Annotated in this window: 23 protein-coding genes, 1 rRNA gene and 1 pseudogene; 20 read left to right on the top strand and 5 right to left on the bottom strand. The window is 63.0% G+C overall.

Translation table 11 applies throughout. The features are described 5' to 3' along the window. The first annotated feature begins 32 nt into the window (after window positions 1-32). From ACQKEK_RS14230 to ACQKEK_RS14205, 6 genes are all read left to right on the top strand, one after another. Window positions 33-701 (top strand): CsgG/HfaB family protein, encoded by a 669-nt coding sequence (locus ACQKEK_RS14230; RefSeq protein WP_046163034.1) that lies wholly within the window; start codon window positions 33-35, stop codon window positions 699-701. Between the two features lie 17 nt (window positions 702-718). Continuing rightward, a complete protein-coding gene (locus ACQKEK_RS14225) occupies window positions 719-1,081 on the top strand; it encodes a DUF4810 domain-containing protein (protein ID WP_046163035.1) in 363 nt (120 codons plus the stop codon). A gap of 9 nt (window positions 1,082-1,090) precedes the next feature. Then, window positions 1,091-1,768: a DUF799 domain-containing protein gene (locus tag ACQKEK_RS14220; RefSeq protein WP_499143683.1), complete on the top strand. Its 678-nt coding sequence runs from the start codon at window positions 1,091-1,093 to the stop codon at window positions 1,766-1,768. Between the two features lie 243 nt (window positions 1,769-2,011). Further along, the gene (locus ACQKEK_RS14215) at window positions 2,012-2,587 is read left to right on the top strand and encodes an antibiotic biosynthesis monooxygenase (protein WP_046163036.1); all 576 of its coding nucleotides are present in this window, start codon (window positions 2,012-2,014) and stop codon (window positions 2,585-2,587) included. A gap of 228 nt (window positions 2,588-2,815) precedes the next feature. Beyond that, a complete protein-coding gene (locus ACQKEK_RS14210) occupies window positions 2,816-3,892 on the top strand; it encodes an ABC transporter substrate-binding protein (protein WP_499143529.1) in 1,077 nt (358 codons plus the stop codon). Then, complete coding sequence (locus tag ACQKEK_RS14205) at window positions 3,879-6,251, top strand: putative bifunctional diguanylate cyclase/phosphodiesterase (protein WP_499143528.1); 2,373 nt, start codon at window positions 3,879-3,881, stop codon at window positions 6,249-6,251. Before ACQKEK_RS14210 ends, ACQKEK_RS14205 begins: the two co-directional genes overlap by 14 nt. A 123-nt stretch (window positions 6,252-6,374) precedes the next feature. Here the strand turns inward: ACQKEK_RS14205 and ACQKEK_RS14200 are convergent, their stop codons facing one another. Together ACQKEK_RS14200 and ACQKEK_RS14195 are read right to left on the bottom strand one after the other, a co-directional pair. Next, window positions 6,375-7,778 (bottom strand): sigma-54-dependent transcriptional regulator, encoded by a 1,404-nt coding sequence (locus ACQKEK_RS14200; protein WP_499143527.1) that lies wholly within the window; start codon window positions 7,776-7,778, stop codon window positions 6,375-6,377. Beyond that, window positions 7,765-9,252, bottom strand: coding sequence for an ATP-binding protein (locus ACQKEK_RS14195; protein WP_499143526.1), 1,488 nt, complete (start codon window positions 9,250-9,252; stop codon window positions 7,765-7,767). Before ACQKEK_RS14195 ends, ACQKEK_RS14200 begins: the two co-directional genes overlap by 14 nt. A gap of 151 nt (window positions 9,253-9,403) precedes the next feature. Between ACQKEK_RS14195 and ACQKEK_RS14190 the strand changes: the two genes are divergently transcribed. Further along, on the top strand, window positions 9,404-9,796 hold the full coding sequence (locus ACQKEK_RS14190) for a DUF4168 domain-containing protein (RefSeq protein ID WP_045431339.1): 393 nt from the start codon (window positions 9,404-9,406) through the stop codon (window positions 9,794-9,796). Between the two features lie 73 nt (window positions 9,797-9,869). Here ACQKEK_RS14190 and ACQKEK_RS14185 read toward each other — a convergent pair whose 3' ends face one another. Beyond that, window positions 9,870-10,328, bottom strand: a complete 459-nt coding sequence (locus ACQKEK_RS14185) for a YehS family protein (protein WP_128121886.1) — start codon at window positions 10,326-10,328, stop codon at window positions 9,870-9,872. Window positions 10,329-10,618: 290 nt separating this feature from the next. On the opposite strand from ACQKEK_RS14185, the gene ACQKEK_RS14180 reads away from it, so the two are divergent. The 3 genes from ACQKEK_RS14180 to ACQKEK_RS14170 all read left to right on the top strand — a co-directional run bounded on the left by ACQKEK_RS14180 (window position 10,619) and on the right by ACQKEK_RS14170 (window position 16,188). After that, the gene (locus ACQKEK_RS14180) at window positions 10,619-11,347 is read left to right on the top strand and encodes a carbonic anhydrase (protein WP_499143525.1); all 729 of its coding nucleotides are present in this window, start codon (window positions 10,619-10,621) and stop codon (window positions 11,345-11,347) included. Between the two features lie 164 nt (window positions 11,348-11,511). After that, window positions 11,512-13,131, top strand: coding sequence for an NAD(P)/FAD-dependent oxidoreductase (locus ACQKEK_RS14175; protein WP_499143524.1), 1,620 nt, complete (start codon window positions 11,512-11,514; stop codon window positions 13,129-13,131). Between the two features lie 240 nt (window positions 13,132-13,371). Then, window positions 13,372-16,188, top strand: coding sequence for an AsmA family protein (locus ACQKEK_RS14170; RefSeq protein ID WP_499143523.1), 2,817 nt, complete (start codon window positions 13,372-13,374; stop codon window positions 16,186-16,188). A 449-nt stretch (window positions 16,189-16,637) separates the two neighbouring features. Here ACQKEK_RS14170 and ACQKEK_RS14165 read toward each other — a convergent pair whose 3' ends face one another. Further along, a complete protein-coding gene (locus ACQKEK_RS14165) occupies window positions 16,638-17,606 on the bottom strand; it encodes a helix-turn-helix transcriptional regulator (protein ID WP_499143522.1) in 969 nt (322 codons plus the stop codon). A gap of 172 nt (window positions 17,607-17,778) precedes the next feature. On the opposite strand from ACQKEK_RS14165, the gene ACQKEK_RS14160 reads away from it, so the two are divergent. The 10 genes and pseudogenes from ACQKEK_RS14160 (at window position 17,779) to ACQKEK_RS14115 (ending at window position 25,173) form a co-directional block, all read left to right on the top strand. After that, complete coding sequence (locus ACQKEK_RS14160; protein WP_499143521.1) at window positions 17,779-19,917, top strand: TonB-dependent siderophore receptor; 2,139 nt, start codon at window positions 17,779-17,781, stop codon at window positions 19,915-19,917. Between the two features lie 54 nt (window positions 19,918-19,971). Next, window positions 19,972-20,289: a DUF2218 domain-containing protein gene (locus tag ACQKEK_RS14155; RefSeq protein ID WP_499143520.1), complete on the top strand. Its 318-nt coding sequence runs from the start codon at window positions 19,972-19,974 to the stop codon at window positions 20,287-20,289. Then, window positions 20,286-21,236 (top strand): alpha/beta hydrolase, encoded by a 951-nt coding sequence (locus ACQKEK_RS14150; RefSeq protein WP_499143519.1) that lies wholly within the window; start codon window positions 20,286-20,288, stop codon window positions 21,234-21,236. Before ACQKEK_RS14155 ends, ACQKEK_RS14150 begins: the two co-directional genes overlap by 4 nt. Before the next feature lie 104 nt (window positions 21,237-21,340). Further along, complete coding sequence (locus ACQKEK_RS14145; RefSeq protein ID WP_499143518.1) at window positions 21,341-21,787, top strand: DUF2147 domain-containing protein; 447 nt, start codon at window positions 21,341-21,343, stop codon at window positions 21,785-21,787. Between the two features lie 79 nt (window positions 21,788-21,866). After that, window positions 21,867-22,913 (top strand): serine hydrolase domain-containing protein, encoded by a 1,047-nt coding sequence (locus ACQKEK_RS14140; protein ID WP_499143517.1) that lies wholly within the window; start codon window positions 21,867-21,869, stop codon window positions 22,911-22,913. A 258-nt stretch (window positions 22,914-23,171) separates the two neighbouring features. Next, window positions 23,172-23,567 carry an IS66 family insertion sequence element accessory protein TnpB gene (gene tnpB / locus ACQKEK_RS14135; protein WP_499143516.1) on the top strand — a complete coding sequence of 132 codons (396 nt, stop codon included), beginning with the start codon at window positions 23,172-23,174 and terminating at the stop codon, window positions 23,565-23,567. A gap of 20 nt (window positions 23,568-23,587) precedes the next feature. After that, window positions 23,588-23,806: a hypothetical protein gene (locus ACQKEK_RS14130; RefSeq protein WP_499167639.1), complete on the top strand. Its 219-nt coding sequence runs from the start codon at window positions 23,588-23,590 to the stop codon at window positions 23,804-23,806. Continuing rightward, complete coding sequence (locus ACQKEK_RS14125) at window positions 23,782-23,940, top strand: hypothetical protein (protein ID WP_499143515.1); 159 nt, start codon at window positions 23,782-23,784, stop codon at window positions 23,938-23,940. The genes ACQKEK_RS14130 and ACQKEK_RS14125 overlap by 25 nt, the downstream gene beginning before the upstream one ends. Window positions 23,941-24,063: 123 nt before the next feature. Then, window positions 24,064-24,882, top strand: a pseudogene (tnpC, locus tag ACQKEK_RS14120) (IS66 family transposase); the annotation flags it as partial. A gap of 12 nt (window positions 24,883-24,894) precedes the next feature. Beyond that, complete coding sequence (locus ACQKEK_RS14115; RefSeq protein ID WP_499143682.1) at window positions 24,895-25,173, top strand: transposase domain-containing protein; 279 nt, start codon at window positions 24,895-24,897, stop codon at window positions 25,171-25,173. Window positions 25,174-25,296: 123 nt separating this feature from the next. Here ACQKEK_RS14115 and rrf read toward each other — a convergent pair. Further along, window positions 25,297-25,370 (bottom strand): 5S ribosomal RNA (gene rrf, locus ACQKEK_RS14110); the annotation flags it as partial.

Here is a 25,370-nt window from a genome sequence, read left to right as displayed (position 1 = left end):
GACACCCAACACACATCACGAGAAATGATCAGATGAACAAGAAGCTCATGGCCGGCTTGGTCGGCATCAGTCTTCTGCTCGGCGGCTGCGCTACCGAACAGTCGCGTACCCTTGAGGTCGCGAAAGTAACCTCCGCCAGCAGTGCCTACCAAGGGCAGCGCAGCCCGATCGCCGTCGGCAAATTCGATAACCGCTCCAGCTATATGCGCGGGCTATTCTCCGACGGGGTCGACCGCCTCGGCGGCCAGGCCAAGACCATCCTTATCACCCATCTGCAGCAGTCCAATCGGTTCAACGTGCTGGACCGGGACAACATGAACGAGCTGGCCCAGGAAAGTGCGATCTCCAACAAACGCGCTCAACTGCGTGGCGCTGACTTTGTGGTCACCGGCGACGTGACCGAGTTCGGCCGCAAGGAAGTTGGCGATCAACAGCTGTTCGGGATCCTCGGCCGTGGCAAATCGCAAATCGCCTACGCCAAGGTGGCATTGAATATAGTCAACGTGAACACGTCCGAAGTGGTGTTCTCGGCTCAGGGCGCAGGCGAGTACAGCCTATCGAACCGCGAGGTGATCGGCTTTGGTGGCACCGCCAGCTACGACTCCACCCTTAACGGCAAGGTACTGGATCTGGCCATCCGCGAAGCCGTCAATAATCTCGTTTCGGGCGTCGACAGCGGTGCATGGCGCCCTGCGCAATAACCTCAAGGAAGAGCCACATGAAACTGAACCTACGCCATGGCGCGGCCGTCGCCGGCTTGTTGTCGACCTTTTTGCTGACTGGTTGCGCAGGCAACCAGACCCCGCCGCTGTATCACTGGGACGGCTATCAACAGCAGGTCTACGAACACTTCAAACATGAAACCGGCCCGCAAGAGCAAATCGCGGAACTTGAGGCCAGCCTCCAGAAAGCACGGTCTGCAGACCGCTCCCCGCCGCCCGGTTTCCACGCACATCTAGGCATGCTCTATGCCGAGATCGGCAAAGCCGACCAGGTCCGCCAGCAATTCGAAACCGAAAAAGCCCTGTTCCCGGAGTCCGCTGCGTACATGGACTTCCTCATGCGCAACGTAGCGGAGTAAGCAGTCATGATGCGTTTTAATTCATTCAAGACCTTGCTAGTGCTTGCCGCCGTCGCCCTGACAACCGGCTGCGCCACGCAGCAGACCCCATACGATTACAGCGCATTCGAGCGAAACAACCCGTCTTCGATTCTGGTGCTGCCTCCGATCAACAGCTCACCGGACGTCAAGGCCAGCTACAGCGTGCTGTCGCAGGTTACCGCTCCGCTAGCGGAAGCCGGCTACTACGTGTTGCCGGTCGCAGTGGTCGATGAAACCTTCAAGCAGAACGGGCTGATGAACGCCGACGAAATGCACACGGCACCGCCAGCCAAGCTGCGCGAGATCTTCGGCGCGGATGCCGCCCTGTACATCGAAGTCAGCCGTTACGGCAGCAGTTACAAGGTGCTGACCAGCGAAGTAGCGGTTGAGGCCAGCGGCAAGCTGATCGATCTGCGCAGCGGTGACCTGCTCTGGCAAGGCAGTGCGCTTGCCAGCACTGCCGAGAACCAGAACAACTCCGGGGGCGGCCTGGTGGGGATGCTGGTCAGCGCCGCTGTTAACCAAGTGCTAAACAGCCTGACCGATCGCAGCCATGACGTAGCTGGCATTGCCAGCGGTCGCCTCCTCAGCACGCAACGCTACGGCGGAATTCTCAACGGCCCCCGCTCGCCTTTCTACAAGCAAGCCCGACTGGCTAATCGCTGACCAACCCGGCTGCGGCTAACAGGCCGCAGCCGCTTGCACCATCCGCGACGCATACGCCTCTTCCAAGTGCAGTAAATCTCCGTATAGTGCGCCGTCGTCCCGGCTATGCCGACCTCACGCGGTCTGGCGCTGTCTGACGACTAGGGCATGATCCTTGCCTGACTAAGTTCGCAGCCCAACACCCCGGCGCTGCGTTTGCCGAATGCCCTATCCGGGTGGCCGGCCTGATGCTGGAGATACACAATGTCTACGCAACCCGTCACCCTGATGGTGGCCCGCCGCGTGCGCGATGGCCGCTACCACGACCTCCTCGCCTGGCTGCACGAAGGCGAACAGCTGGCCGCGGACTTTCCCGGCTATCTCGGCTCCGGCGTGCTGGCGCCCCCGCCTGGCGACGATGAATTTCAGATCGTCTTCCGCTTCGCCGATGAGCAAACACTCGATTCTTGGGAGCATTCGGCATCGCGCCGAGCGTGGCTGCAGCGCGGCGGCGAGCTCTTCGGTCAACCCCACGAGCAACGCGCCCGAGGTATCGACGCCTGGTTTGGCGGCGCTGACAGCCCTCCACCACCGCGCTGGAAGCAGAGCGTGGCGATCTGGCTGGCATTCTTTCCGGTCTCGCTGCTGTTCAACATGGTTTTTGGCGGGATGCTCGGCGAGCTGAGTCTGGTGATGCGAATACTGCTCAGCACCCTGGCCCTGACGCCGCTGATGACTTACTTGTTCATCCCCCTGTCCACGAAGCTATTAGCACCCTGGCTGCAAAGCTCGTCACGCCCTCGGGTAGCACCAGGGAAACAACCGATCACCGCCCGTTGATCGGAACTGCATGGACGAAATTACAAATTTGTTGCCGTCATTCGCCTGGCGCCATTAAAGTGCCACTACTGGCTGTCGATAAGATGACTGAGTGGTCGCGCTTCAGCGTGCCCGCTCAGCACATCGCATTCTTCCATTACAGCCAGAGACCCAGTCGGGGCGACCTGCAGTAACAGGGGTCACCGCGACGGTCCCGAAAAGGACATGCCGTAGCGGATGGACAGCCTGATGAATAACCACAAAACACCTTTCCGGGCTCGCAGCGCACTGCTGGCGGTGACTTGCCTGTTGTTTCCGTCGACCGCCCCGTATGCGGGGCAAAGCCTGAACCTGCTGAATTGGGAGGAGTACCTCAGCGAATCGGTCATCGAACGTTGGGAAGCCGAAACGGGGATCAAGATCGAGCAGGTGTACTTCGACAGCGGTGACAAGCGCGACGAAGTACTGGCCAAACCCGACCATCTGATCGACATTGCCCTGACCGAGCTGATCAGCTCATCTCGCTTCGGCCAACGTGGGCTGCTCGATCCGATCGACGAGCAAGCAGTCCCCAATCTCAAGCATGTTCCCCAGCGTTGGCGTGACAGCTGCGGTGCGCACAGCATCCCTTATCTATGGGGCACGCTCGGCATCGCCTATCGGACCGACCGCCTGCCCAACGCGCCGCAATCCTGGGCGGATCTGCTCGAGCCGGCCAATCGCGACGAGCCTCACATCATCATGATGGAGGACCATGAAGACATCCTCGCCGGCCCGCTATTGCACCAGGGGCACTCGATCAACACCTCGAATAATGACGAGCTGAAGGCGGCCTTCGAGTTACTGCAAGCACAATCTCCTGCCGTACTGACCTACGAGTACGTGATCACGTCATTACGCAGCCAGCGTTATCTCGACAAGGCCGACATGGCTCTGGCCTACAGCGGTGATCAACAGGTGCTCAATGAAGTCGAAGGTGTCGAGGGCGAACCTTGGCGTTACATGGTGCCCGAGGAAGGCACGCTGCTCTGGGTGGACTGCCTGTCCATCCCGGCCAAGGGTGCGCAGAAAGCATTGGCCTATCGCTTCCTGAATTTCCTCAACAATCCGAAGATTGCCGCGCTGAACAGCGCTGAGCTCGGCGTCGCCACCACAAACGCCGCCGCCAAGGCACTGCTGCCTGAGGAGATACGCCAGGACCCGACCATCTACCCACCCGAAGCGGTGTTGCAGAACAGCCAGGTGTACGAGACGCGGCCATTGGAAGCGACGCAGACACGGCGGCGCATCATCAGCGCCCTGATCAACGCCCATGAGGCTCGGTAAACGCGCGCTGCTGGTGATCTTTCCGGTCATCCTGATCGTCCAGCTGCTCGCCGCCACGACCGCCTACATGACCCAGCGCGCATCGCTGCTGGGTCTGGAGCAGGCGCGTCTGGCGCAGCGACTGTCGGCCTTGAAGTCGGCGTTTCTGGATTACCAGGCATTCAATCGCAGCGCGCTGTATTCGATTACCGATAGCGAAGCGCTGCTGTTGTTCCTGCGCGAGTCGGATACCGCCTACCGCAACGACACCTTGGGCCTGCGCATCCAGCAGAGCATCCGCTCGCTCTCCAGTGCACGTCTGTCGTTCGTCTCCTTCGCGATCGTCGAGCCGGACGGCGAGGTCGCCTATTATTTCGAAAGCAGCCTGTCACCGTTCGCCAGGATGAATGCCACCCAGCAGCGGATCGTAAGAGAGGCCAAGCAGGCCGCCGAAACCGACGAAATGATCTACGTGGAAAACGCCGAAGGCGGGCCGCTGCTGCTGGACACCGATTTCATCCTGCCGGCCTCGGCTACCCGGCCGTTGCCCAGCCAACGCGAGGAAGCTTTTACCCTGCAATTGGCCGTGCGGCCCGAGCAGTTCATCGCCCTGAAGAACCAGCTCGAGGCAGACTACGGCGCTGTGGTGGAGATTGCCCCGACGCCGAGCCCGGCAAGGTCGCGCCTGGCCGCTGAGGTCGAGCTGTCGGGTTCATTGAGGGCGCGGCTGACGCCCCCTCCGCACTACCTTGCCGAGCGCTTGCGCAAACTCAGCCTCGCCTTCCTTATCGGCGGCTCGCTGATCTGCCTGATCACCAGCGGCCTGTTGCTGTTATTGATCCGCCGCTACGTCACCGACCCCATCAGCCATCTCGATAAGCAGCTCACCGACCTGCTGCGGTGCAAGCGTACGGCGCTTGACGAGCCCACCGACGGCGGCGAGATCGGCCGCCTGACGCTGAACATGAAGACGTTGCACGAGCGCAATACCGAGGCCCTGCAGCGCATTCAGGAAATCTCCTGGACCGACAGCCTGACTCACATCAGCAACCGCGCCCACTTCGGCATCTTGGCGGCAGCCATGCATGACAAGTGCGAGCAAGGCGGACAACAGCTGGCCCTGCTGTTCCTCGACCTGGACAACTTCAAGCAGGTCAACGATCAGCACGGCCATGACGCCGGCGATACGCTGTTGCGGATCTTTGCCCTGCGTGTACAGGGCGCACTGGAGCGCCATTGCGAGACCCATCCGGCTACCGAAACAGCCTTTGCCCGGCTGTCCGGTGACGAGTTCGCCGTCCTGCTGTTGTCGCCAGCCGGAAGCGACAGCTTGCCCGAGCTCACTCATGCGTTGCTCGGCCTGTGCCGCGGCGGCTTCAGCGTAGAGGATCGTCTTTACCAGGTCAGCGTCAGCATCGGCACCGCCCGTTATCCCGAGGATGCCGCCTCGATCACCCAGCTGCTGACACGCGCCGACACTGCGATGTATCAGGCCAAGGCCCTGGGCAAGAACTTCGCGGTCGCTTTTTCGGCGGAGCTGGAGCAACGCGACCAGCGCATCCGTGTAATCGAGGAACAGTTACGGACGCTCGACGGCGACGAACAATTCCGCCTGGTGTATATGCCCGCAGTGGATCGTGAAGGCGCAGTGGTGAGCTGCGAGGCACTGCTGCGCTGGCATTCCCCGCTGCTGGGCACGGTCTCGCCCGGCGAATTCATTCCCATCGCCGAGCGTGCAGGCCTGTTTCCGAAAATCGATAGCTGGGTCATCGATCACGCATTGGCCGGTTATCCGCAACTGGTCAGGCTGTTCGGTGAGGATGTCATCCTGGCGATCAACGTGTCATCGGCGCAACTGGACGATGACCGCCTGTGCAGCTACCTGGCTGAGCGCGCCGCACATTACGACATCTGCACCAGCCGCATCGAGATCGAGCTCACCGAGACCTACGCCACCGAACTTTGCAGCAACACCATGGCGGCGGTGCATGCGATCCGGATGGCCGGGTTCCGTGTTGCCATCGACGATTTTGGGGTCGGCTACACCTCGATCCAGCAGCTGCTCGAATACCCGGCCGATACCATCAAGCTGGACATGGCGATCGTCGAGCGGCTGACCCGCCCGGAGATGCAGCAGAGCCTGACGGCGATCGTTGCGTTCTGTCAGGCCCAAGGCAAACGGGTGAATGCCGAGGGTGTCGACAGCCTGGAGAAACAATCCGCACTGTTGCAGGCCGGCTGCGATCTGTTCCAGGGCTACCTGATCTCGCCGCCGCGTTCGGTCACGGCGCTGGCGGAGTGGGTAGCGGTGCGCAATCTGGCCCAGGCCGAACTGCGCCTGGAGCAATTGCCGCCGCGCACCGCTGTACAGCTCAGCTAGTTCGCGCCGTCCACCGATCAACTCGTCTGGTGGCGCGCAAACTGTTCTCGCTCAGGCGCAGTGTCTTTCTGCCGGAGCAGAGGCTGCCGCCACTGCCGCTTTCCGGCACCCGGCCCGGCAGGATCAACCGTTGTCGTCCTGCTCCTGCTCGCCCAGGCGTCGGTAAAGCGTACGCCGGCCGATGCCCAGCAGTGCGGCGGCGCGGCGCTTGTTACCCTCGACCCGCTCCAGCACGTGGCGGATATAGCGCATCTCCAGCTCGTCCAGTGTCGGCAACAGGGGCCCGTCAATCATGGCCCCGAGCAGGTCATCGGAACGTGCCTCGGGTGCGCTCTGCTGGTAACCGGCGATGCGCGTCGGCAAGTGCTCCAGCTCGATGCTGCGGCCATGGCAGAAGGTCACGGCACGCTCCATGGCGTTCTGCAATTCGCGCACGTTGCCGGGAAACGGATAGCGTCTGAGCTGCTCCAGTGCCGCCTGCGACAGGCCCCGCACCGGCCGGCTGTCCCGCGCAGCGAAATGCGCGACGAAGCCGGCGGCGAGCAGTTCGCGGTCTTCTTCGCGATCGCGCAGCGGCGGCACCTGCAGGATGAAGGTCTCCAGACGGAAGAACAGGTCTTCGCGGAAGGACTCGCGGCCGGCAGCGGTTTCCAGGGGCCGGTTGCTGGCAGCGATGATGCGCACGTCAACGCTCAGCTCGCGCTCGCCGCCCACCGGACGGATGGTGCCTTCCTGCAGCACGCGCAGCAGCTTGGCCTGCAGGGGCAGCGGCATTTCGCCGATCTCGTCGAGAAACAGGGTGCCGCCATCGGCTTGCTGGAACAGCCCCTTGTGGGCGCGGCTGGCACCGGTAAAGGCCCCGGCAGCGTGCCCGAAAAATTCGCTTTCCAGCAGCTCGGCGGGCAGCCCGGCACAGTTGATCGCCAGAAACGGCCGCTGTGCCCGCTCGCTCTCGGCGTGAACGGCGCGGGCCACCAGCTCCTTGCCGGTCCCGCTCTCGCCGATGACGAGCACGGGGCCGGCGGCCCGCGCCAGCTGACGGATCTGGTCAAACAGTTCGCGCATCACCCGGCTGCGGCCGAGCATGCCGTGGAAACGGTCGTCGCTGAGCAATTGCTGGAAACGCCGCACCTCGTCCCGCAGGTGCCGAGTTTCCAATGCGCGCGAGACCGAGAGCCCCAGATGATCCAAGTCCAGCGGCTTGGTCAGGAATTCGTCCGCCCCCTCTTTCAGAGCGGCGACCGCCTGCTGAATGCTGCCGAACGCGGTGATCACCAGAAACGCTGGTGCCGCCTGCATGGCCTTGACCCTGCGCAGTAGCGACATGCCATCGGCGCCCGGCAGGCGCAGGTCGCTCACCACCAGGTCCGGCTCCCAGCCCTCCAGCCGCGTCAGGGCCTCTTCCGCTGTTGCCACAGCCTGCACCTGCAGCGCGCGGTCTTCCAGCTCCTCTACCAGCAGCTGGCGCAGGCTGTCGTCATCCTCCACCACCAGAACCCGCTGGGGCGCACTGTCATCCGTCTGCATTGCCCTGCTCCTCATCGGCCAGCGCCAGTGAAATACGAAAAGCCGCACCGCCCAGCGAACCCGAAACCAGTTCGATACGCCCACCACACTCGGCAACGACGCCGTGCGCTACCGCTAGCCCCAGGCCACTGCCCTTGCCCACCGCCTTGGTGGTGAAGAAGGGCTCGAACAAAGCCGCGCGGTGCTCTTCGGCGACGCCCGGACCGTCATCTTCGACCTGAAACAACAGCCTGTCGGCTTCTGCCCACCAGCGCAGAACCACCTGACCGCCCGGGCTGGCCTGAGCCGCGTTGCGCAGCAGATTAGTCAATGCTTGCTCGAACCGCGGCGGATCGACCTCGCAGTGCAGCGGCTCCAGCGGGGCCTGGAGCTGCAGCTGGACATCAAGGGCCGCGAGCTCGTCGGCGACCGCCGCGGCGGCCGAATGGGCCAGCACATCAGCTGGCATGCGGCGTGGCGGCCGCCCCGCCGCGCGACCGAAGTCCAGCAGCTGACGGACGATGCCGCTCAGGCGCTGCACCTGGCTGCGAATCTGCAACAGCGCCTTACGCGGGCCGTCTTCCAAGCTCTCGCTGCGCAACACGCGCTGGGCCTTGCCATCGATCACGCTCAACGGACTACCCAGCTCATGAGCGACGCCCGCCGCCAACCGGCCCACGGCGGCGAGCTGCTGAGAACGTCGCAGGCGCGCCTCGAGTTCCGCCTCGCGGGCCTTCTGCTCGGCCATGCGCTGCTCGGCATCGGCAATGCTGTCGAGCATCTGGTTCAGCGCCCGGCCAAGGACGGCAATTTCCTGCGGGCCGCTGCGCGGGGCACGGTGCTTGCGCTCGCCTGCGGCCACCCGTGCCATGCTCTGCGTCAGTTCGTGCAGATGCCGTCCGATGGCTGACCAGTGACCGAGCAGAACGATGCAGACGGCCGCCAGCGCCAGCACCGCCGCGCAAATGCCCGCAATCATCCGCAACTGCCGGGTGTCACGCTCGAAATCGTTCCAGCGGCGGGTGACCTGCAACAGCCCGTTGATGCGCCCGCCGCTCTGCTCCAACGGCAGGAAATAGGAATAGACCTCACGTCCGCGGATGCGCTGATAGCCGCCACGGCGTTTGCCGTCAGCGGTCAGCCGCTGGATCGAGGTCTGGTCCTGGTCCGGCTCGATGGCACCAGCGAAGGCCACCAGCGCCCCTTGATCGTCGTACAGGTAGGCGCCATAGACACGGCCGACACCGAGTACAGACTCGAGCACCTGTTGTGCGGTCCGGTCGTGCTGCTTTTCCAGGCTGTCGCTGAGTGGCAGCCGCACGGCGCGGGCTACGAGTTCGACCTCCTCCTGCAAACGCCGCTCGCTGTTGCGCTCGACGGTCCACAGCAACAGGTAACTGAAGCCGAGCATGATCGCGACGAGGGGGATCACCACCTTGAGGAGCAACGCCCCGCGCAACGTCGAGGTTCGCTGCCAAACTGCTACATGTGCCATTCTGGCACCATACACAGCGCCCATCTGACCGTCGAGGCGAACGGGACGGATGGTCGAATCGCTATGAAATCAGGCAGTTAGGGACAGTAGCGGTGAGTGGCATGGCTGATGCAAAGGCTTGTTCGTCTTTTCCACTATCAGGACTACCACCATGATCAAGTTCAATACTCGCCTCGTGTCCACCAGCCTGTTTGCCCTGTTCATGGCAGCCGGTGCCTCCCAGGCTTCCGCTCAAGAGGCGAGCCAGCCACAAGCCCCTCAAGCGGCACCGGCGATGCAAGCGTCGGACATCAGCGACAAGAAGCTGGAAAAGTTTGCCGACTCGCTGGGTGAAATTATGGAGATTCGCCAGGACTTTACCGCCAAGCTGGAGAAGACCGGAGACCCGGCCGAAGCCCAACAGCTGCAGCAGCAGGCCAACGAAAAGATGATGGAGACCGTTGAAAACAACAACCTGAGCATTGAGGAATACAACGCCATCAACCAGGCGGTGCAGAACAATCCTCAGCTGCGTGACAAGGTCATCTCGATGATCCAGAGCTAACGCTCAGTGATACGAAAAAGCCCCGTCGATAACGGGGCTTTTTCATGCCTGACGGCTCTACAGGCGAGCTTGCTCAGTTACTGCGCTGCGCCAGCCCCTTGAGAAAGTTACGCAGCAGCTGGTCGCCGCACACCCGGTAGTTGCTGTGTCCGGCCTTGCGGAACAACGCGTTGAGTTCGGGCTTGGATACGGGGAAGTCGACCGACTGGAGAATCGCGTGCATGTCGTCTTCCTTCAATTCGAAGGCCACACGCAGTTTTTTCAGCACCGTGTTGTTGGTCACCGGCAACTCGATGGGTGGAATCGGCCGGCTTTCGTCCTTGCCGCGCTTGTAGATCACGAGGCCATCGAGGAAGTGCGCCATGATCCGATCCGGACAGGGTTTGAAGCCTTCCTCGTCTTCCTTCGCCAGGTAAGACACCGCCTCGCTATCGGGAATCTCGCAACCCGTCAGCCGAGTGATCTCTGCGATCTTGGCGTCATTGACGTTGAGGATGTAGCGCAGGCTGCGCATTACATCGTTATTGATCATGGGGTCGCTCCGGCTTCAATACATATACAAGGCGCGCATGGTGAAGTTCGCCAACCGGAAAGGGAAGCGAAAAGCGCATCGCCCGGCCAGCGCCCAACCGCACCCCGTCGGATGAAAAGAACGCCGCCTGGATTGCGACGACAAAAAACAATGACGCCCGGGTCGCTGGGCCAGCATTCGGAACGCTTGCTCAGCAAGCTTCTTTTTCAACGTGCAACCACACGCCAGGCAGGAGCCGCATAACCAGACGGCAGACATCGCCGTCGCTCTTTGAAGTCGAGGAACTTGTCATGAAATTTGCCCCTTCGCTTGCCACTCTGTTCTTCTGCACCCATGCGCTGGCAGTCACGCCAGGCACGAATTGGGAATACTCGGGTGAAACAGGCCCGGAGAACTGGGCGAAGCTCACGCCTGAGTTCAACGCTTGCAGCGGCAAGAACCAGTCGCCCGTCAACCTGGACGGTTTCGTCGAAGCCGAACTGGAGCCGTTGATGGTCAGTTATGCCGCCGGCGCGAGCGAAGTCGTCAACAGCGGTCATACCGTCCAGGTCGCCTACAAACCCGGAAGCACCCTTACATTGGATGGAAAGACCTTTCAGCTGATCCAGTTTCACTTCCACATGCCCAGTGAAAACCAGATAAAGGGGCAGTCCTACCCGCTGGAAGGCCATCTGGTACATGCCGACGAAACAGGCAACCTGGCGGTGGTGGCCCTGATGTTCAAGGAGGGCGAGCAGAATCCGGTACTGGCGAAACTCTGGGACAGCTTGCCCGCAGAGGGCGACACGCAGCCGATCCCCACTGCGGTGAATATCCGAAACATGTTGCCGGCGGATCTGGATTACTACCGCTTCAGCGGCTCGCTCACCACGCCGCCCTGCTCCGAAGGGGTTCGCTGGCTGGTGCTCAAGCAACCGGTCGTGGCCTCGAGCGCACAGATTCAGGCCCTGACCGATGCTGTGGGCGAGGCCAACAACCGTCCGCTGCAGCCCGTCAATGCGCGGGTAATCCTGCAGTAAACCAACCGAGCCGACCGGCTGCCGCCCGCGATGGCCGGCTCGCTCCCGTCGTTCCAGGCTCATGACAGCCTGCCCCGCCGCGGCTACACTGCGCGCCGCGCGAACCGCCCAGGTTCGCCGCGCCGCCACCTTACCTCTGCCGGGGCTACCGGCCAGGACCTGTCATGATTCGCATCAACGAACTGCAACTGCCGCTCGATCACCCCGCTGAGGCCTTGCGCCAGGCCATCGTCATGCGCCTGAAGATCAGCGACACCGAACTGCTCGACTTCACCGTCTTCAAGCGCAGCTATGACGCGCGTAAGAAGAACAGCGAGATCACCTTCGTCTACATCATCGACGTCAGCGTGGCAGACGAAGCGAAGGTGCTCGAACGTCTGGCTGATGATCGCAACATCCGCGTCTCGCCGGACACCGGTTACTATCCGGTCGGCCAGGCGCCCGAGGGGCTGAGCGAGCGGCCATTGGTGATCGGCTTCGGCCCGTGTGGGCTGTTCGCTGCGCTGACACTGGCGCAGATGGGCTTCCGGCCGATCGTGCTGGAGCGGGGTCGCGACGTGCGCAGCCGCACCAAGGACACCTGGGCGCTGTGGCGCAAAAAGGTGCTGAGCCCGGAATCCAACGTGCAGTTCGGTGAGGGCGGCGCTGGGCTGTTCTCCGATGGCAAGCTCTACAGTCAGATCAAGGACCCGAAGTTCTACGGCCGCAAGGTGATGCACGAGTTCGTCCGCGCCGGCGCGCCGGAAGAGATCATGTTCGTCAGCAAGCCGCACATCGGCACCTTCCGCCTGACCGGCGTTGTCTCGACCATGCGCGAGGAAATCAAGGCGCTGGGCGGTGAGGTGCGTTTCGACAGCCGCGTGGTCGACTTCGTCATCGAAGACGGCCGCATCCAGGGCGTACGTATGGCCGACGGCGAAGAAATCCGCAGCCGCTATGTGGTGCTCGCCCTGGGTCACAGCTCGCGCGACACCTTCCGCATCTTGCATGAGCGCGGCGTCTATATCGAAGCCAAGCCCTTCGCCGTAGGCTTTCGCATCGAGCACCCGCAATCGCTCATCGACAATGCCCGCCTGGGCAAGTACGCCGGGCATCCAGAGCTGGGCGCGGCCGACTACAAACTGGTCTACCACGCCAAGAACGGCCGGGCGGTCTACAGCTTCTGCATGTGCCCGGGCGGCACCGTGGTGGCGGCCACGTCCGAGCCCAACCGGGTGGTCACCAATGGCATGAGCCAGTATTCGCGCAACGAGCGCAACGCCAATGCCGGCATCGTCGTCGGTATCAACCCGGAAGAGGACTTCCCCGGCGGCCCGCTGGCGGGCGTTGAGTTGCAGGAAAGGCTGGAGTCGCACGCCTTCGAACTGGGCGGCAGCGACTATTGCGCGCCTGGCCAATTGGTCGGTGACTTCATTCGCGGTCGTGCGTCCAGCGAATTCGGCGAAGTCGAACCCTCCTACAAGCCGGGCGTGCGGCTGGGCGATCTGGCACCATCGCTGCCCGGCTACGTGATCGAGGCCATTCGCGAAGCCCTACCGGCGTTCGGCAAGCAGATCCGCGGCTTCGACCGCCCCGACGCGATCCTCACCGGCATCGAAACGCGCACCTCTTCACCGGTGCGGATCAAGCGCGACAACGAGAACCTGCAAAGCATCAACACCCGCGGCCTGTACCCCGCTGGCGAGGGCGCCGGATACGCCGGTGGCATCCTCTCGGCGGGTGTCGACGGCATCAAGGTGGCCGAAGCGGTGGCCACGGCGATGCTGGCCGATCTGCAGGGTTAACCTCCGTTCAAGCACGGACGACGGCGATGCCGTTCGTCCGTCTCTGCGGCTTGCCCTCGCGCCTATCTAACCTGTCTTTCGTCGCTTCTGCGGGACTCGCAGCCGTTGCCCGTGGCCGTGCCTGGGAAATTTGCAGTGACCTTTTCCGCCCGGTAAGGGGTCGACACTTTCACAGGGCTGCATCCGACTGCAGCTGACCCTCATGTATCGCGCACGAGCGAAACCGGATCAGGAGGCAACGTGGCGAAGGCAGCGAAAATCTTTGGAATCGTGCTGGCGGGCCTGGTGCTGCTCACGGTGATTGCGGCAGTGCTGGTGCAAACGCAGTGGGCACGGGAAAAGATCGAAGCCCAACTGAGCCAGCGTTTGGATGGTCGCGAGGTAGAGATCGGAACCCTCGACATCGATTGGGGGTTTCCGCTGGGGATCAGCGTAAGCGATGTCGAAATCGCCAACCCCGAGTGGGCCAAACACCCCTATATGCTCAAGCTTGATGCGATGCAGGCAGAGATCGATGTGGGTGCGCTCCTGACTGGCAACCTCAGCCTGCAATTGCTCGAGCTCGAGCAGCCTGAGATTCATCTGGCCCGGCAGGCAGATGGCCGCTCCAACTGGGCCGCCTTGACAAGCGAAGACAGCTCCAGCGACAGCGGCTCGCCAATCCAGCCCGATACCATCCGCATCCAGAACGGGCGACTCACCTATCGCGATGCCGCGCTGGACGCCGAGGTCACCCTTGATATCGCCACCACCGATAACGGCCCGGACCAGCGACAGCTCTCCATCGAAGGCCAGGGCAGCGTGCAGGGCAAACCACTGCAACTGAGCCTGACTGGCGAGCCGCCCTCCCAGGCCTTGGCCAGCGGTGCACCCTATGCGGTGACGCTCGACGCCCAACTGGGCGAGATCCAGGCGCACTTCAACGGTGAAGCCAAGCAACTTCCGCAGCTCGATGCTCTGCAAGGAAAGCTGACGGTGAGCGCGCCGGATTCGGCCGAACTGGTGGCGTTCGATACTCCGGCTATCAACGTTCCGGCATTCGATTTCAACACTCAGCTCAAGCGAGATGGGCAGCGCTGGGCGTTGCAGGACATGGATCTGAAGACAGGCGAAAGCCACCTCACCGGCTCGCTGGTCCTGGAGCGTGGTGAAACGCCCGAACTGAGCGTGAAGATGCAAGGCAACAGGCTTGACCTCAATCGCTGGGGCGTAATGCGCTTGCTTAACGCCGAGCAGGACAGCACTCAATCGCACGCTAAGGGTGACAAATCGCTGCAACAGCGCGCTCAGAATCTGCTGCAGCCTTTGCGCCGTTATCGCGGCGAAGTGGACCTCAGCCTGGAGCAGCTCCTGTATGGCGATGCCGCGCTGAGCGACATCGTGCTCAAGGGCAGCTTGGCCGAGCAGCGTTTGAAGATCGACCAGCTACACGCCGAGCAAGGCGACGGGGCGATCAGCGCCAAAGGCGCCCTCGACCTGACGAAGAAGTCGCTGAGCGGAACGGTCGATCTCTCTGTCGAGGAGCTGGATCTGGGCCGTGCACTTGAGCCACTGGGTTATCCGAAGCTGGGCACGCTGGATGGTGAGTTGCATGCGCAGCTGGCGCAGAACTCAGCCCATCTGAGCGACACGCACCTTACTTATACAAACCCAGCTCGCGACCTGCGGATCGAAGTGGATGCCACCTCCACGGATTCCGGTCTGCTATTGACGGGCGAGGCCTGGCGCAACGAGGTGCCGCTGCAGTTCGAACTTGATGTCGGTGCGCTGGAAGCCTTGTTCGACGATCAACCCTATCCCGTCGAAGGCACGGTGACGTCGCGCGAAAGCAGTCTGAGCGTGAATGGCACCATCACCGATCCGTTGCAGTTGGAGGCGGCGGATCTCGCGATTTCGCTCGAAGGCCCGAACCCGGCGAACCTCAACCCGCTGACCGGCTTGAGCCTGCCTTCGCTGGCAGGCTACCAGCTGCGCGGTCAGCTCCTTTGGGAGAATCAGCAGTTGCGGCTGCAGGATCTGCGTGCGCAATGGGGCGAGAGCGACCTGAGCGGCGACGTTCGCCTCGACCTCAGCGGTCGCCCCATGCTCTGGGCCAATCTGCATTCCGACACCCTCCACACGTCAGACCTGAAAGCCCCCGACACACCGACCGACCCGAACGATGGGCAGGTATTCTCCGACGAATCGCTTGGCCTCGATGCACTGCGCGACCGCGACGCTATCGTCCGCTACGAGGCGGATTACGTGGTAGCCAAGGAAATACCTCTGAATGCGGTCGACTTCAAAGTGGAGCTGGACGAAGGCGTATTGGTAGCCGAACCCTTGAAGCTCGCCATTGGTAAGGGCAAGGCCAATGGCCGGCTGCGCCTGGACATACGGCCACCGCAACCGACGGGTGAACTGCACCTGGATATCACCAGCGTCAATTTGTCCCCTGTCCTGCGCGAAGCTGACCTTCCGCAGGTAGCGCAGGACTCGGCCGGCACCATTGGCGGCCAGTTGGACCTGAACTTCAAAGGTCACTCCCTGGGCGAGATGGCGGCTGCACTCGATGGCAAGCTGGAACTTGCGATGTCTGGCGGTAAGCTGGATATGCTCGCTGTAGAGTTGCTCGGCCTGGATGGCGGGGAAGCTGCGTTGGCCGCGCTCGCTGACGACGATCAGGTGCCAATGAATTGCACCTACCTGCGTTTCGACTCGACAGATGGCATAGCCAAGCTGGAGCAGTTATTTATCAGCACCACCGACAGCAACATCACTGGCGGGGGCACCATCAAGCTCGACAGCGAACGCCTAAACCTGGCATTCGAGGCTCACGCCAAGGACATCAGTCTGTTCTCAGGTAACTCACCTGTGGAACTGCAGGGCACTCTGAGCAACCCGCAGGTCAGCGTGGTAACTGGCGAATTGGCAGCCCGTGCCGTTGCCAGTGTGGCCGGCGCCTTGATAGCGCCGCCATTGGCAATTCTGCCTTGGCTGGAGGCTGGACTCGGAGAAGGCTCTGGGGTCGGCTGCCGTAAGGCGCTGAATGAATTCGAACAGAGCACCGGGCCTTGAGATAACCCGGTGGCACGGATCAGTGATGTCCTGCCATCCACTCGGTCACCGTGCCATCGGTCTGCAGTTGCTCGAACGCGGCCTGGTTGCGTAGCACAACGTCGTCGGTCTGTCGGCTGTAAGCCATATAAGGCTGCGTGGAGGTGTTGGGATTAAAGACGCGCGGGCCCCTTATCCCAAGGTCCGCGGCTTCGCACAGCGGAATCATGCTCGGCCTTTAGTTCTTCATAATTGTGTTCGTACTTATTGCTCGACTGCAGGTAGCGCCCGATGGCGAAGCGTTTGTCTTCAGATACCGCTCGCCGACGTCCTCCTTTACGGTAGCAATCTGATACTTACGCGCTTCTGGAATGTCCGCATGGCTCATCGCGAAGCGCGATGGTCTTATCGTTCTCCATGTCGCTCATGGAGCCGGTACCTCATCGTCGAGCAGGTCGGTTACTAAGCGCTTAAACTCTCGCCCGCACCTGCCGCGGGCTGATGCCGAACTGGCGTTTGAACGCCGTGGCGAAGTTGGCCGGACTGTTGTAGCCGGCGCGCCAAGCCGCCTCGTTGACGCTGGCACCTTCGCGCTCCAAAGCCTCCCGCGCCAGTTGCAGCCGGCGGGCACGCTGGTACTCGAACACGGTCATGCCCTTGAACAGGCGAAACTGCCGCTGCAGCGTGGTGGCATTGACGCCCACCTCCCGGGCGATGCGCTCCAGCGTCCAGTCGTCGGCCTCACCGCTGTCGAGGAGCGCGAGGAGGCGTTGCAGACGGCGATACTCCTGCGGGCGCAGGCCCTGTTCCGCCGGCGCCGAGCCATCACCCAGGCTGATCAGTGCTTCGCAGGCGATGTCCAGCGCCCGACTTTCCAGGTACAGGCCCTGAAGCAGCGGGTCATAGCCGGGCGGGTTGAGCATCTGCTCGGCCAGCGTTAGCAGCCGCGCCGAGGGCTTCCAGATGCGCGGCGCCAGGTGGCTGTCCATGAAGCGGCGGATCGCGCCATCGCTCGAGACGACACCCTCCCCGCGCCCTTCGAACCAGTCCGGCGTCAGGCTCACCACCAGCTTGCGGATATGACTGCCGCGGCGCGCTTGGCGGCGGAACAGCACTGGCTCGTTCATCGAAACCGCCACGCCCTCGGGGGCACGCTGCGACGCCGGCTGACCGAGTGTCAGCGACAGGTCGCCATAACTGACCCGGCTCTGGCCCTGCATAAAGAGCACGAACGACACCCGCGGGCCAACCACGTTTTCGGTGACGAAATCCTGCAGCTCTTCGCAATCTGACCAGTGCAGCGACAGGCCATCACGCAGCTGCGCCCACTTCACTCGGCCGTAGAGCAGGCGGTCGTCATCCTCGTTGGGCAGGCGCAGCCCCGGCCTGCTCATGGCCGGCAACTCATCGCCACGAATGATGTGATCAGCTTGATTCATGCGGCGCTGCGCCTCGATCTGACGGGATTGCAAAGCAAATGTTCGGCCCCGCAAAGGTTCGCGAAGCGGCTGGGTGGCAGACTACGCTCCGACATTCCTTGATGCAAATCGTTATCATTAAGTAGTGCGAACGTTTGCCAACACGTCGCCGCCGCTGCGACAGGAGCCGCCCATGGACAGAATTCTCCGCACCTCAAGCCTAAGGCCATTGCTGCTCGCCGGCCTGCTCGGCCCGTTTCCGTTGAGCGCCCTGGCGCAGAGCGTCGCTGCCCGAGCCGAACCGGTGCAGCTGGAGAGCATCACCGTTGAAGGCAACCGCCTGTATGACATGCCGTCTTCGGAGCAAAGCGGCGGCTACACCGTGCCGGCCGCCACCGTCGGCACCAAGACGCCGGCCGAACTGCGCGACATTCCGCAGTCGATCAGCGTGTACACCAGCGATTACATCCGCGACCGCCAGTTCGTGAACCTGGATGACCTGGCCAAGTACTCCACCGGCCTGCGCACCCTGACCAACGACAGCGGGCGCTCGTCGATCTATGCGCGCGGCTACGAGTACGACGAATTCAACATCGATGGCCTGCCCGCGCCGATGGCCAGCATCAACGGCACGCTGCCGTCGCTGTCGCCGTTCGATCGGGTCGAGGTCATGCGCGGGCCGTCCGGGCTGTTCAACAGCACCAGCGAGATGGGCGGCATCGTCAACATGGTGCGCAAGCGTCCGACCCGCGAATTCCAGGGCAGCCTGACCGGGCGCTACGGCAGCTGGGACACCCATTACCTGGAAGCCGACCTGTCCGGCCCGCTCGACGAACAGGGGCGCGTGCGCGGCCGTACGGTGATCTCCCGCGCCGACACCAACGGCGAGGTCGACTACAACGCCAACACCAGCGAGAGCTTCTACGGCGCGCTGGACATCGACTTGTCCGACGCCACCGCCATGTCTTTCGGCCTGATACACCAGACCAAGGACATCCTTCCGCACAACGGCTATCCGGCCGCCATCGACGGCAACCTGGAAGATTTCAGCCGCTCGACCTATCTGGGCGCCGACTGGGGTGATTTCGACAGCCGCGGCACCGACGTCGTCGCCGAGCTGACCCATCGCTTCGACAATGGCGGCTACGGTCGCGTGGCGGTGCGCGGCTCCAGGCGCGCGACCGATTACCTCTATGCCTTCACCGCACGCAACGTCAACAGCGGCGCGACCAGCCTGGCCTACACCGCCCGTGATCTGGAGCAGGACACCCTCGCCGTCGATGCCAACTACAGCCAGCCATTCGAGCTGCTCGGGGAGGTCAGCGAGTTCGTCATCGGCAGCGATTTCAAGCGCTACGAGACCGAGTACGCGGACGCCCGCGGCAATCTCGGCGCCATCGACGTCGCCAGCTACCAGCCGGGCGACACCAGCAAGCCGAACGTCACCTTCGGCACACCGACCGAAACCGATGAGCGCGAAGCCGGCCTCTACGCCAAGCTGACCTTCCGCCCGATCCAGCGCCTGGCGCTGATCGGTGGCGCGCGGGTCAGCAGCTTCGAAGGCGAGAACAGCAGCGCCACGCAGGATGTGCGCGAGTCCGGCTATGTCACGCCCTACGGCGGCCTGGTGTTCGATCTGGATGACCAGCACTCCCTCTACGCCAGCTACTCGCAGGTATTCAAGCCGCAGAGCGAGGCCGGTGCCGACGGCCGCATCATCGACCCGCGCGAAGGCGAGCAGTACGAGGTGGGCATCAAGGGCAGCTATTTCGGCGGCGACCTCAATGCGCGCGTCACCGCCTTCCAGCTCACCGACGAGAACCGCTCGGCAGGCGCCATCGATGACAGCGGCGCGCCGATCAGCGGCGTCTACGAAGCCACCGGCAAGACCCGCATCCGCGGTGGCGAATTGGAAATCAGCGGCTACCTGACCCCCGACTGGGAAGTGCTGGCCGGCTACACCTACATGAAGACCGAGAACCTGGCCGGTGACAACAACGCGCTCTTCGCGCTGATGCCCCAGCACCAGGCCTCGCTGTGGACCAAGTACACCCTGCCCGGCGGCGCCCTGCGCGGCCTGGGCATCGGCGGCGGCGTGACCGCGATGAGCGACTACTACATCGAACGCGCCGGCAGCCCGCGCCTCAGCGCACCGGGATATGCAGTGGTCGACGCCAAGCTGTCCTACCCGATCACCGACAAGCTGACCGGCACCTTCGACGTGAACAACCTGCTCGACCGCAAGTACTACTCGCGGGTCGGCAGCGTCGGCACCTTCAACTTCTACGGCCCGTCACGCAGCTTCACGGTGGGCGCCCGTTACGAGTTCTGATCCACCTAGCCGCCTGCGTCCGTACGCGTGGGCGGCCGACTTCCGGAGATCACCATGCCCCAGTTTCATGCCCAGGTGGCGACACCCCGCGCGTCACGCAACATGACGCGGCTGTGCAAACACTTCGCGCACAAGGCCGACGTCCAGCTGGATGAACGTCAGGCGCAGGTCGAATTCGCCTTCGGCCAGTGCCGGATGCTTGCCGATGACGAGCGACTACTGATCGACTGCCAGGCCGAGGCCGGCGAGGCGGAAAAGCGCCTGCGCTTCGTCATCGACGACCACCTCCATCGCTTCTCGGGCGAGGAAGCACTGAAGGTGAACTGGCTGGACGGGCCGCTGCCGCCAGGCCACAGGCAGGTCGAGCCATGAAAGGCGCGCTGCTCGTCCTGCTGGCTGGTATGGGGCTTGCCGCCGTACAGGCGCACGCCGGGGAAGAAGCCGGCTGGCAGCCGGTTCGACTGCCGCACAGCAACCAGCGTGACCTGCATTCGCAACGCACCGGCAAGGACTACCGCATCTTCGTCTCTGAGCCGCGACACGCGCCACCGCCGGGTGGCTATCCGGTGCTCTATGTGCTGGATGGAAACGCCCTGTTTCCGGGGCTGGCGATCCAGGCCCAGGCGCTGGAGGACCGACCCGACCCAAGCCTGCGCGATTCGGTACTGGTGGTTGGCATCGGCTACCCCGGCGAGGCCCTGTACGACTTCAAGGCGCGTGCCGAGGATTACACGCCCAAAGCCGACGATCGCCAGCGCCTGCCGGGCCGAGAACCGCCGCCATCGGGCGGTGCCGATGACTTTCTGGCCTTTATCGAGCACGAACTCAAACCCCTGATCGCCAAGCGCTACCCGGTAGACGCCCGACGGCAGACCCTGTTCGGCCACTCCTACGGCGGCCTGCTCACCCTCTACACACTGTTCACCAAGCCGCAGGCATTTCAGGGCTATGTGGCCGCCAGTCCGTCGATCTGGTGGTACCAGGGCTATGTCGAACGCACGCTCGAAGCATTCGAACGGCAGCTCGCGGACCAGCCTGTCGCCGCGCGCCTGCTGGTCACGGCTGGCGGTGCCGAAGAGCCCGCGGCGGATGCCGCCATGGACGACCCGCGCCAGCGCCATATGGCCGAGCGGCGCATGGTCGGCAATGCCCGGGATCTGGTCGACCGCCTGCAGCGGCTGTCCAGCCACGGCCTGCACAGCGAATTTCAGCTGTTCCCGGGAGCCAACCACGGCACCAACGCCGCACACAGCTCGGTCGTGGCACTGGCGTTGGCGGCCGCGATCGGCCGCCAGCCATCCCGCGATAGGGACGACTGAGGATGGCGAAAGCGACGAGAACCGACCAGTCAGCCGGCCAGGGTAAGTGCTGACAAATGCCCGGTGCTAGAGTCGGCGTTGCCTTTTCCATCACTGGAGACACCATGCGTCCTCTTTTCAATGCCCTGCTGCTGGCCCTGCCGCTCTCGCTCTCGTCACTGGCCCTTGCCGCCGAATCGCCTGCCGGCCGCTGGCAGACCATCGACGACGAAACCGGCAAGCCCAAGTCAATCGTCGAAATCCAGCAGGCCGCTGACGGCACGCTGAGCGGCAAGGTCGCCGAAATCCTGAAATCGGATCACGGACCGAACCCGGTCTGCAGCGAATGCGACGGCGAGCGCAAGGATCAGCCCATCACCGGCATGACCATTCTTTGGGACCTCAAGCCGGACGGCGAACAGGCCTGGAGCGACGGCACCATCCTCGACCCGGCCAAGGGCAAGACCTACCGCGCCAAGGCCAAGCTGCTCGAAGGCGGCGACAAGCTGGAGGTCCGCGGCTACATCGGCATCGAGGCGCTAGGCCGAACGCAGACCTGGATTCGCCAGTAAACTCGCTCGGTATCCGAGAGCCGGGCCGCTGCCGGGCTTTCGGATTGCACGGTCGAGTCAGGCCAGGGTCGAACCCTGCATGCACTCACTTGCCCTTCGCCTCCTGCACCCATCGAGAACCCGCCCCCGCTGCGCACTCTGCCTGGCGATACTGTTCCTTCTCTGCCCCCTGGCTGTCGCCGATACCCGGCTGACTGCCGTACTCGCGCAGGCCGAGCGCCTGGAGCAGCTGCAAACCCTGATCATCGCCCAGCGTGGCGAGATCCTTGCCGAGCGCGGTTACCGCGACCATCGCACGACCAGGCCGAGCAACATCAAATCCGCGTCCAAATCGGTGATTTCCGCACTGGTCGGCATCGCCATCGACAAGGGCGTCATCGAGAGCGTCGAGCAGCCCATTGCGGAGCTTCTGCCAGCCGACCTACCCGGCAAGCCCGATCCACGTCTGCATCAGGTGACGGTTGGCAACCTGCTGAGCATGCAGGCCGGGCTCGGATCGACCTCCGGGCGCAACTACGGCGCCTGGGTGGCGAGTCGCAACTGGGTTCGTGCGGCACTGGCACGACCGTTCGAGGCCGACCCCGGCACGGCGATGATCTATTCGACGGGCTCCAGCCATCTGCTCTCGGCAATCCTTACGTGCCGCACCGGCAAATCCACATTGCAGCTGGCGCGACAGTGGCTGGCGCCACTCGACGGCTTCACCATCAGCGCCTGGACGCACGACCCGCAGGGCATCTACCTGGGCGGCAACGAGATGGCGATGACGCCCCGCTCGCTGTTGGCCTTTGGCGAGCTCTACCGCCGCGGCGGGCTCACGGCCTCGGGCGAACGGCTGCTGTCGCAGGACTGGATAGAAGCGTCCTGGACACCCCGCACCCGCTCGCGCTACACCGGTCACGGCTACGGCTATGGCTGGTTCATCACCGAGCTGGGCGGAGAAGCGGTGCGTTATGGCTGGGGCTATGGCGGGCAGATGGTCTACGTAGTTCCGGGCCTCGAGATGACCGTGGTGATGACCTCCAACACCCAGCAGCCCTCCAGCGGCGCCATGGGGCATCGCGACGCGCTGCACCGGCTGCTTGGCGAGATCATCGGCGTGCTGGGTGGCACACAGGTCAGGTAATCTTGACCCTGTTTCACTGCTTGCATGGAAGCGGTATTTATAAATGGCTCTTTACAAACGGACGTACGGAAGCTCGGTACATATACGAATTTACGAGCCCTTGCCGACATAGCTTGTAAAGCTGCTGATGTAAAATAATCGTCCCTGACTCAACCAACGCAGGTCAACACAACCTCTGCGCGTCGTGCGTCAATTGCATCGCCGTCCCATCGTAAGCGCTCCATAAACCCCACCTTCAACTGAGCTATCCATTCCCGGATGCTGGGCTCCCTGTTATTCCCGGTGGAGCCCCGTCATGATGCGTCCCGACGCCAAGGTGCAGAAGGTCTACCTCTATCCAAGCCCGTCGACTTCCGCAAATCTATCAATGGCCTGGCCGCTCTGGTCGCACTGGACATCAAGGTGGAAGTGTTCAACCCGGTGCTGTCCGTGTTCCTCGACCGCACCCGTAGCCAGGTCAAGATCCTCTACTGGGAGCGCAATGGCTTCTGCCTGTGGCTAAAGCGCCTCGAGGCCGAGCGCTTCGAAACCAAGCCCGATGTCAGTGACGAGGCCATCGAACTGACGGTGGACGAGCTGAACTGGCTGCTCGACGGTATCGACCTGTGGCGTAACCGACCGCACCAGGTGCTGACGCCGCGTTTCGTGGCCTGAGCCGGTATAAATCCACGGTCATGATTGCCGTGCCCGAAACACGCCCTGATGACCCTGCCGCGCTCAAGCAGTTGCTGTTAGACGTGCTGCAGGCGCGTCAATTTGATCTGGACAAGATCACTCAGCTCCAAGAACAGGTCGCCCTGCTGCGGCATAAACTCTTCTCGCTCAAGTCCGAGCGCAGCCCTGAGGAGGCGGCGCACCGCAGTTGGCCATGTTCAACGAGGCCGAAGAGCTGATCGACGAGCCGGCCGCCGTTCCAAGCGAAGCCGAAGAAGTCGTCGCGCCGGTCAAGCGTCGCGGCAAGCGCAAGTCGTTGCCAGCAACCTGCCACGTGTGGAAATCATCCACGAACTGCCCGAGCACGAATTGACCTGTGCCTGCGGCGTCTGCAAACAGGTCATCGGCGAGGCAACCAGCGAGCAGCTGGAGATCATTCCGATGCAGTCGTCATGTGCGCAAGACTTACGTCTGCAAGACCTATGAAACCGCGCCAATGACTGCCGACAAGCCGGCCCAGCTGATCGAAAAGAGCCTGGCCAGCCCCAGCGTGCTTGCGATGCTGTTGACCACCAAGTACGCCGACGGCATACCGTTGTACCGCTTCGAGAGGATGCTCAGCCGTCACGGCGTCGACATCCCCCGCCAGCCCCTGGCGCGCAGGGTGATCCAAAAGTGGCGAGCAACTGCAACCGCTGCTCAACCTGATGTGCGACAAGCTGCTGGAGTACTCGGTTGCACAGCGATGAGACGCGTCTACAGGTGCTGCACGAGCCGGGGCGCGCAATCCTGGATGTGGGTGCAAAGCGGTGGGCCGCCGGACAAGCCGGTGATCCTTTTCGACTACACCACCAGCCGCGCGCAGGAGGTGCCGTTGCGCCTGCTCGACGGCTACCGCGGCTACCTGATGACCGACGACTACGCCGGCTACAATGCTGTGGTCGCACGAGAGGGCATCGAACGCCTGGCTTGCTGAGCGCATGCGCAACGCAAGTTCGTCGGAGCCCAAAAGGTACAGCCCAAGGGCAAGACCGGCCGCGCCGACATGGTGCTGAACTTGATCAACAAGCTCTAAGGCGTCGAGCGTGACCTGAAGGACGCTGACAACAGCGAACGCTTCGACGTTCGCCAGCAACGCGGCCAGCCACTGCTCGGCCAACTCAAGGCCTGGCTGAACAAGAGCCAGCCGCAGGTCGCCGGGCAGACAGCCTTTGGCAAGGCGGTGAACTACCTGGCCAGCAACTGGAGCCGTTTGGTGCGCTATGTCGAAGGCGGCCACCTGCCGATCGACAACAACCGTGCCGAGAAGGCCACCCGTCCCTTCGTCATCGGCCGCAAGAATTGGCTGTTCAGCGACACGCCGAAGGGCGCCACTGCCAGCGCGCAGATCTACAGCCTGATCGAAACCGCCAAGGCCAGCGGGCACGGCCTTAATGCCTGGCTGCGCCACATCCTCGAGCGCCTGCCAGCGTCGAGTAGCGTTGACGATTACGAAGCGCTGCTGCCGGGAACTGCCCACCAACGACTGCATCCTGACTGGCTAACCCTGCTGGCGGTAGGAGGGGTTTATGGATCGCTTACGTCCCATCCCGCAATCTGGCGTTAGGCGAAGCCATAAGCTTTCGCCGGTCTGCTGGCTGCTACCGCGCACGCTCAATCGAACGTTAGTTTTTTACGCGCAAAGACAAACCCCCGACCATCTTACGATGATCGGGGGTTTGGTGTAGAAGCTTGACGATGACCTACTCTCACATGGGGAAACCCCACACTACCATCGGCGATGCGTCGTTTCACTACTGAGTT

The sequence above is a fragment of the Pseudomonas sp. NPDC077408 genome, assembly GCF_050269105.1.
In the GTDB taxonomy this organism is placed as follows: Bacteria; Pseudomonadota; Gammaproteobacteria; order Pseudomonadales; family Pseudomonadaceae; genus Stutzerimonas.
This window is presented reverse-complemented; position numbering and strand designations above follow the sequence as displayed.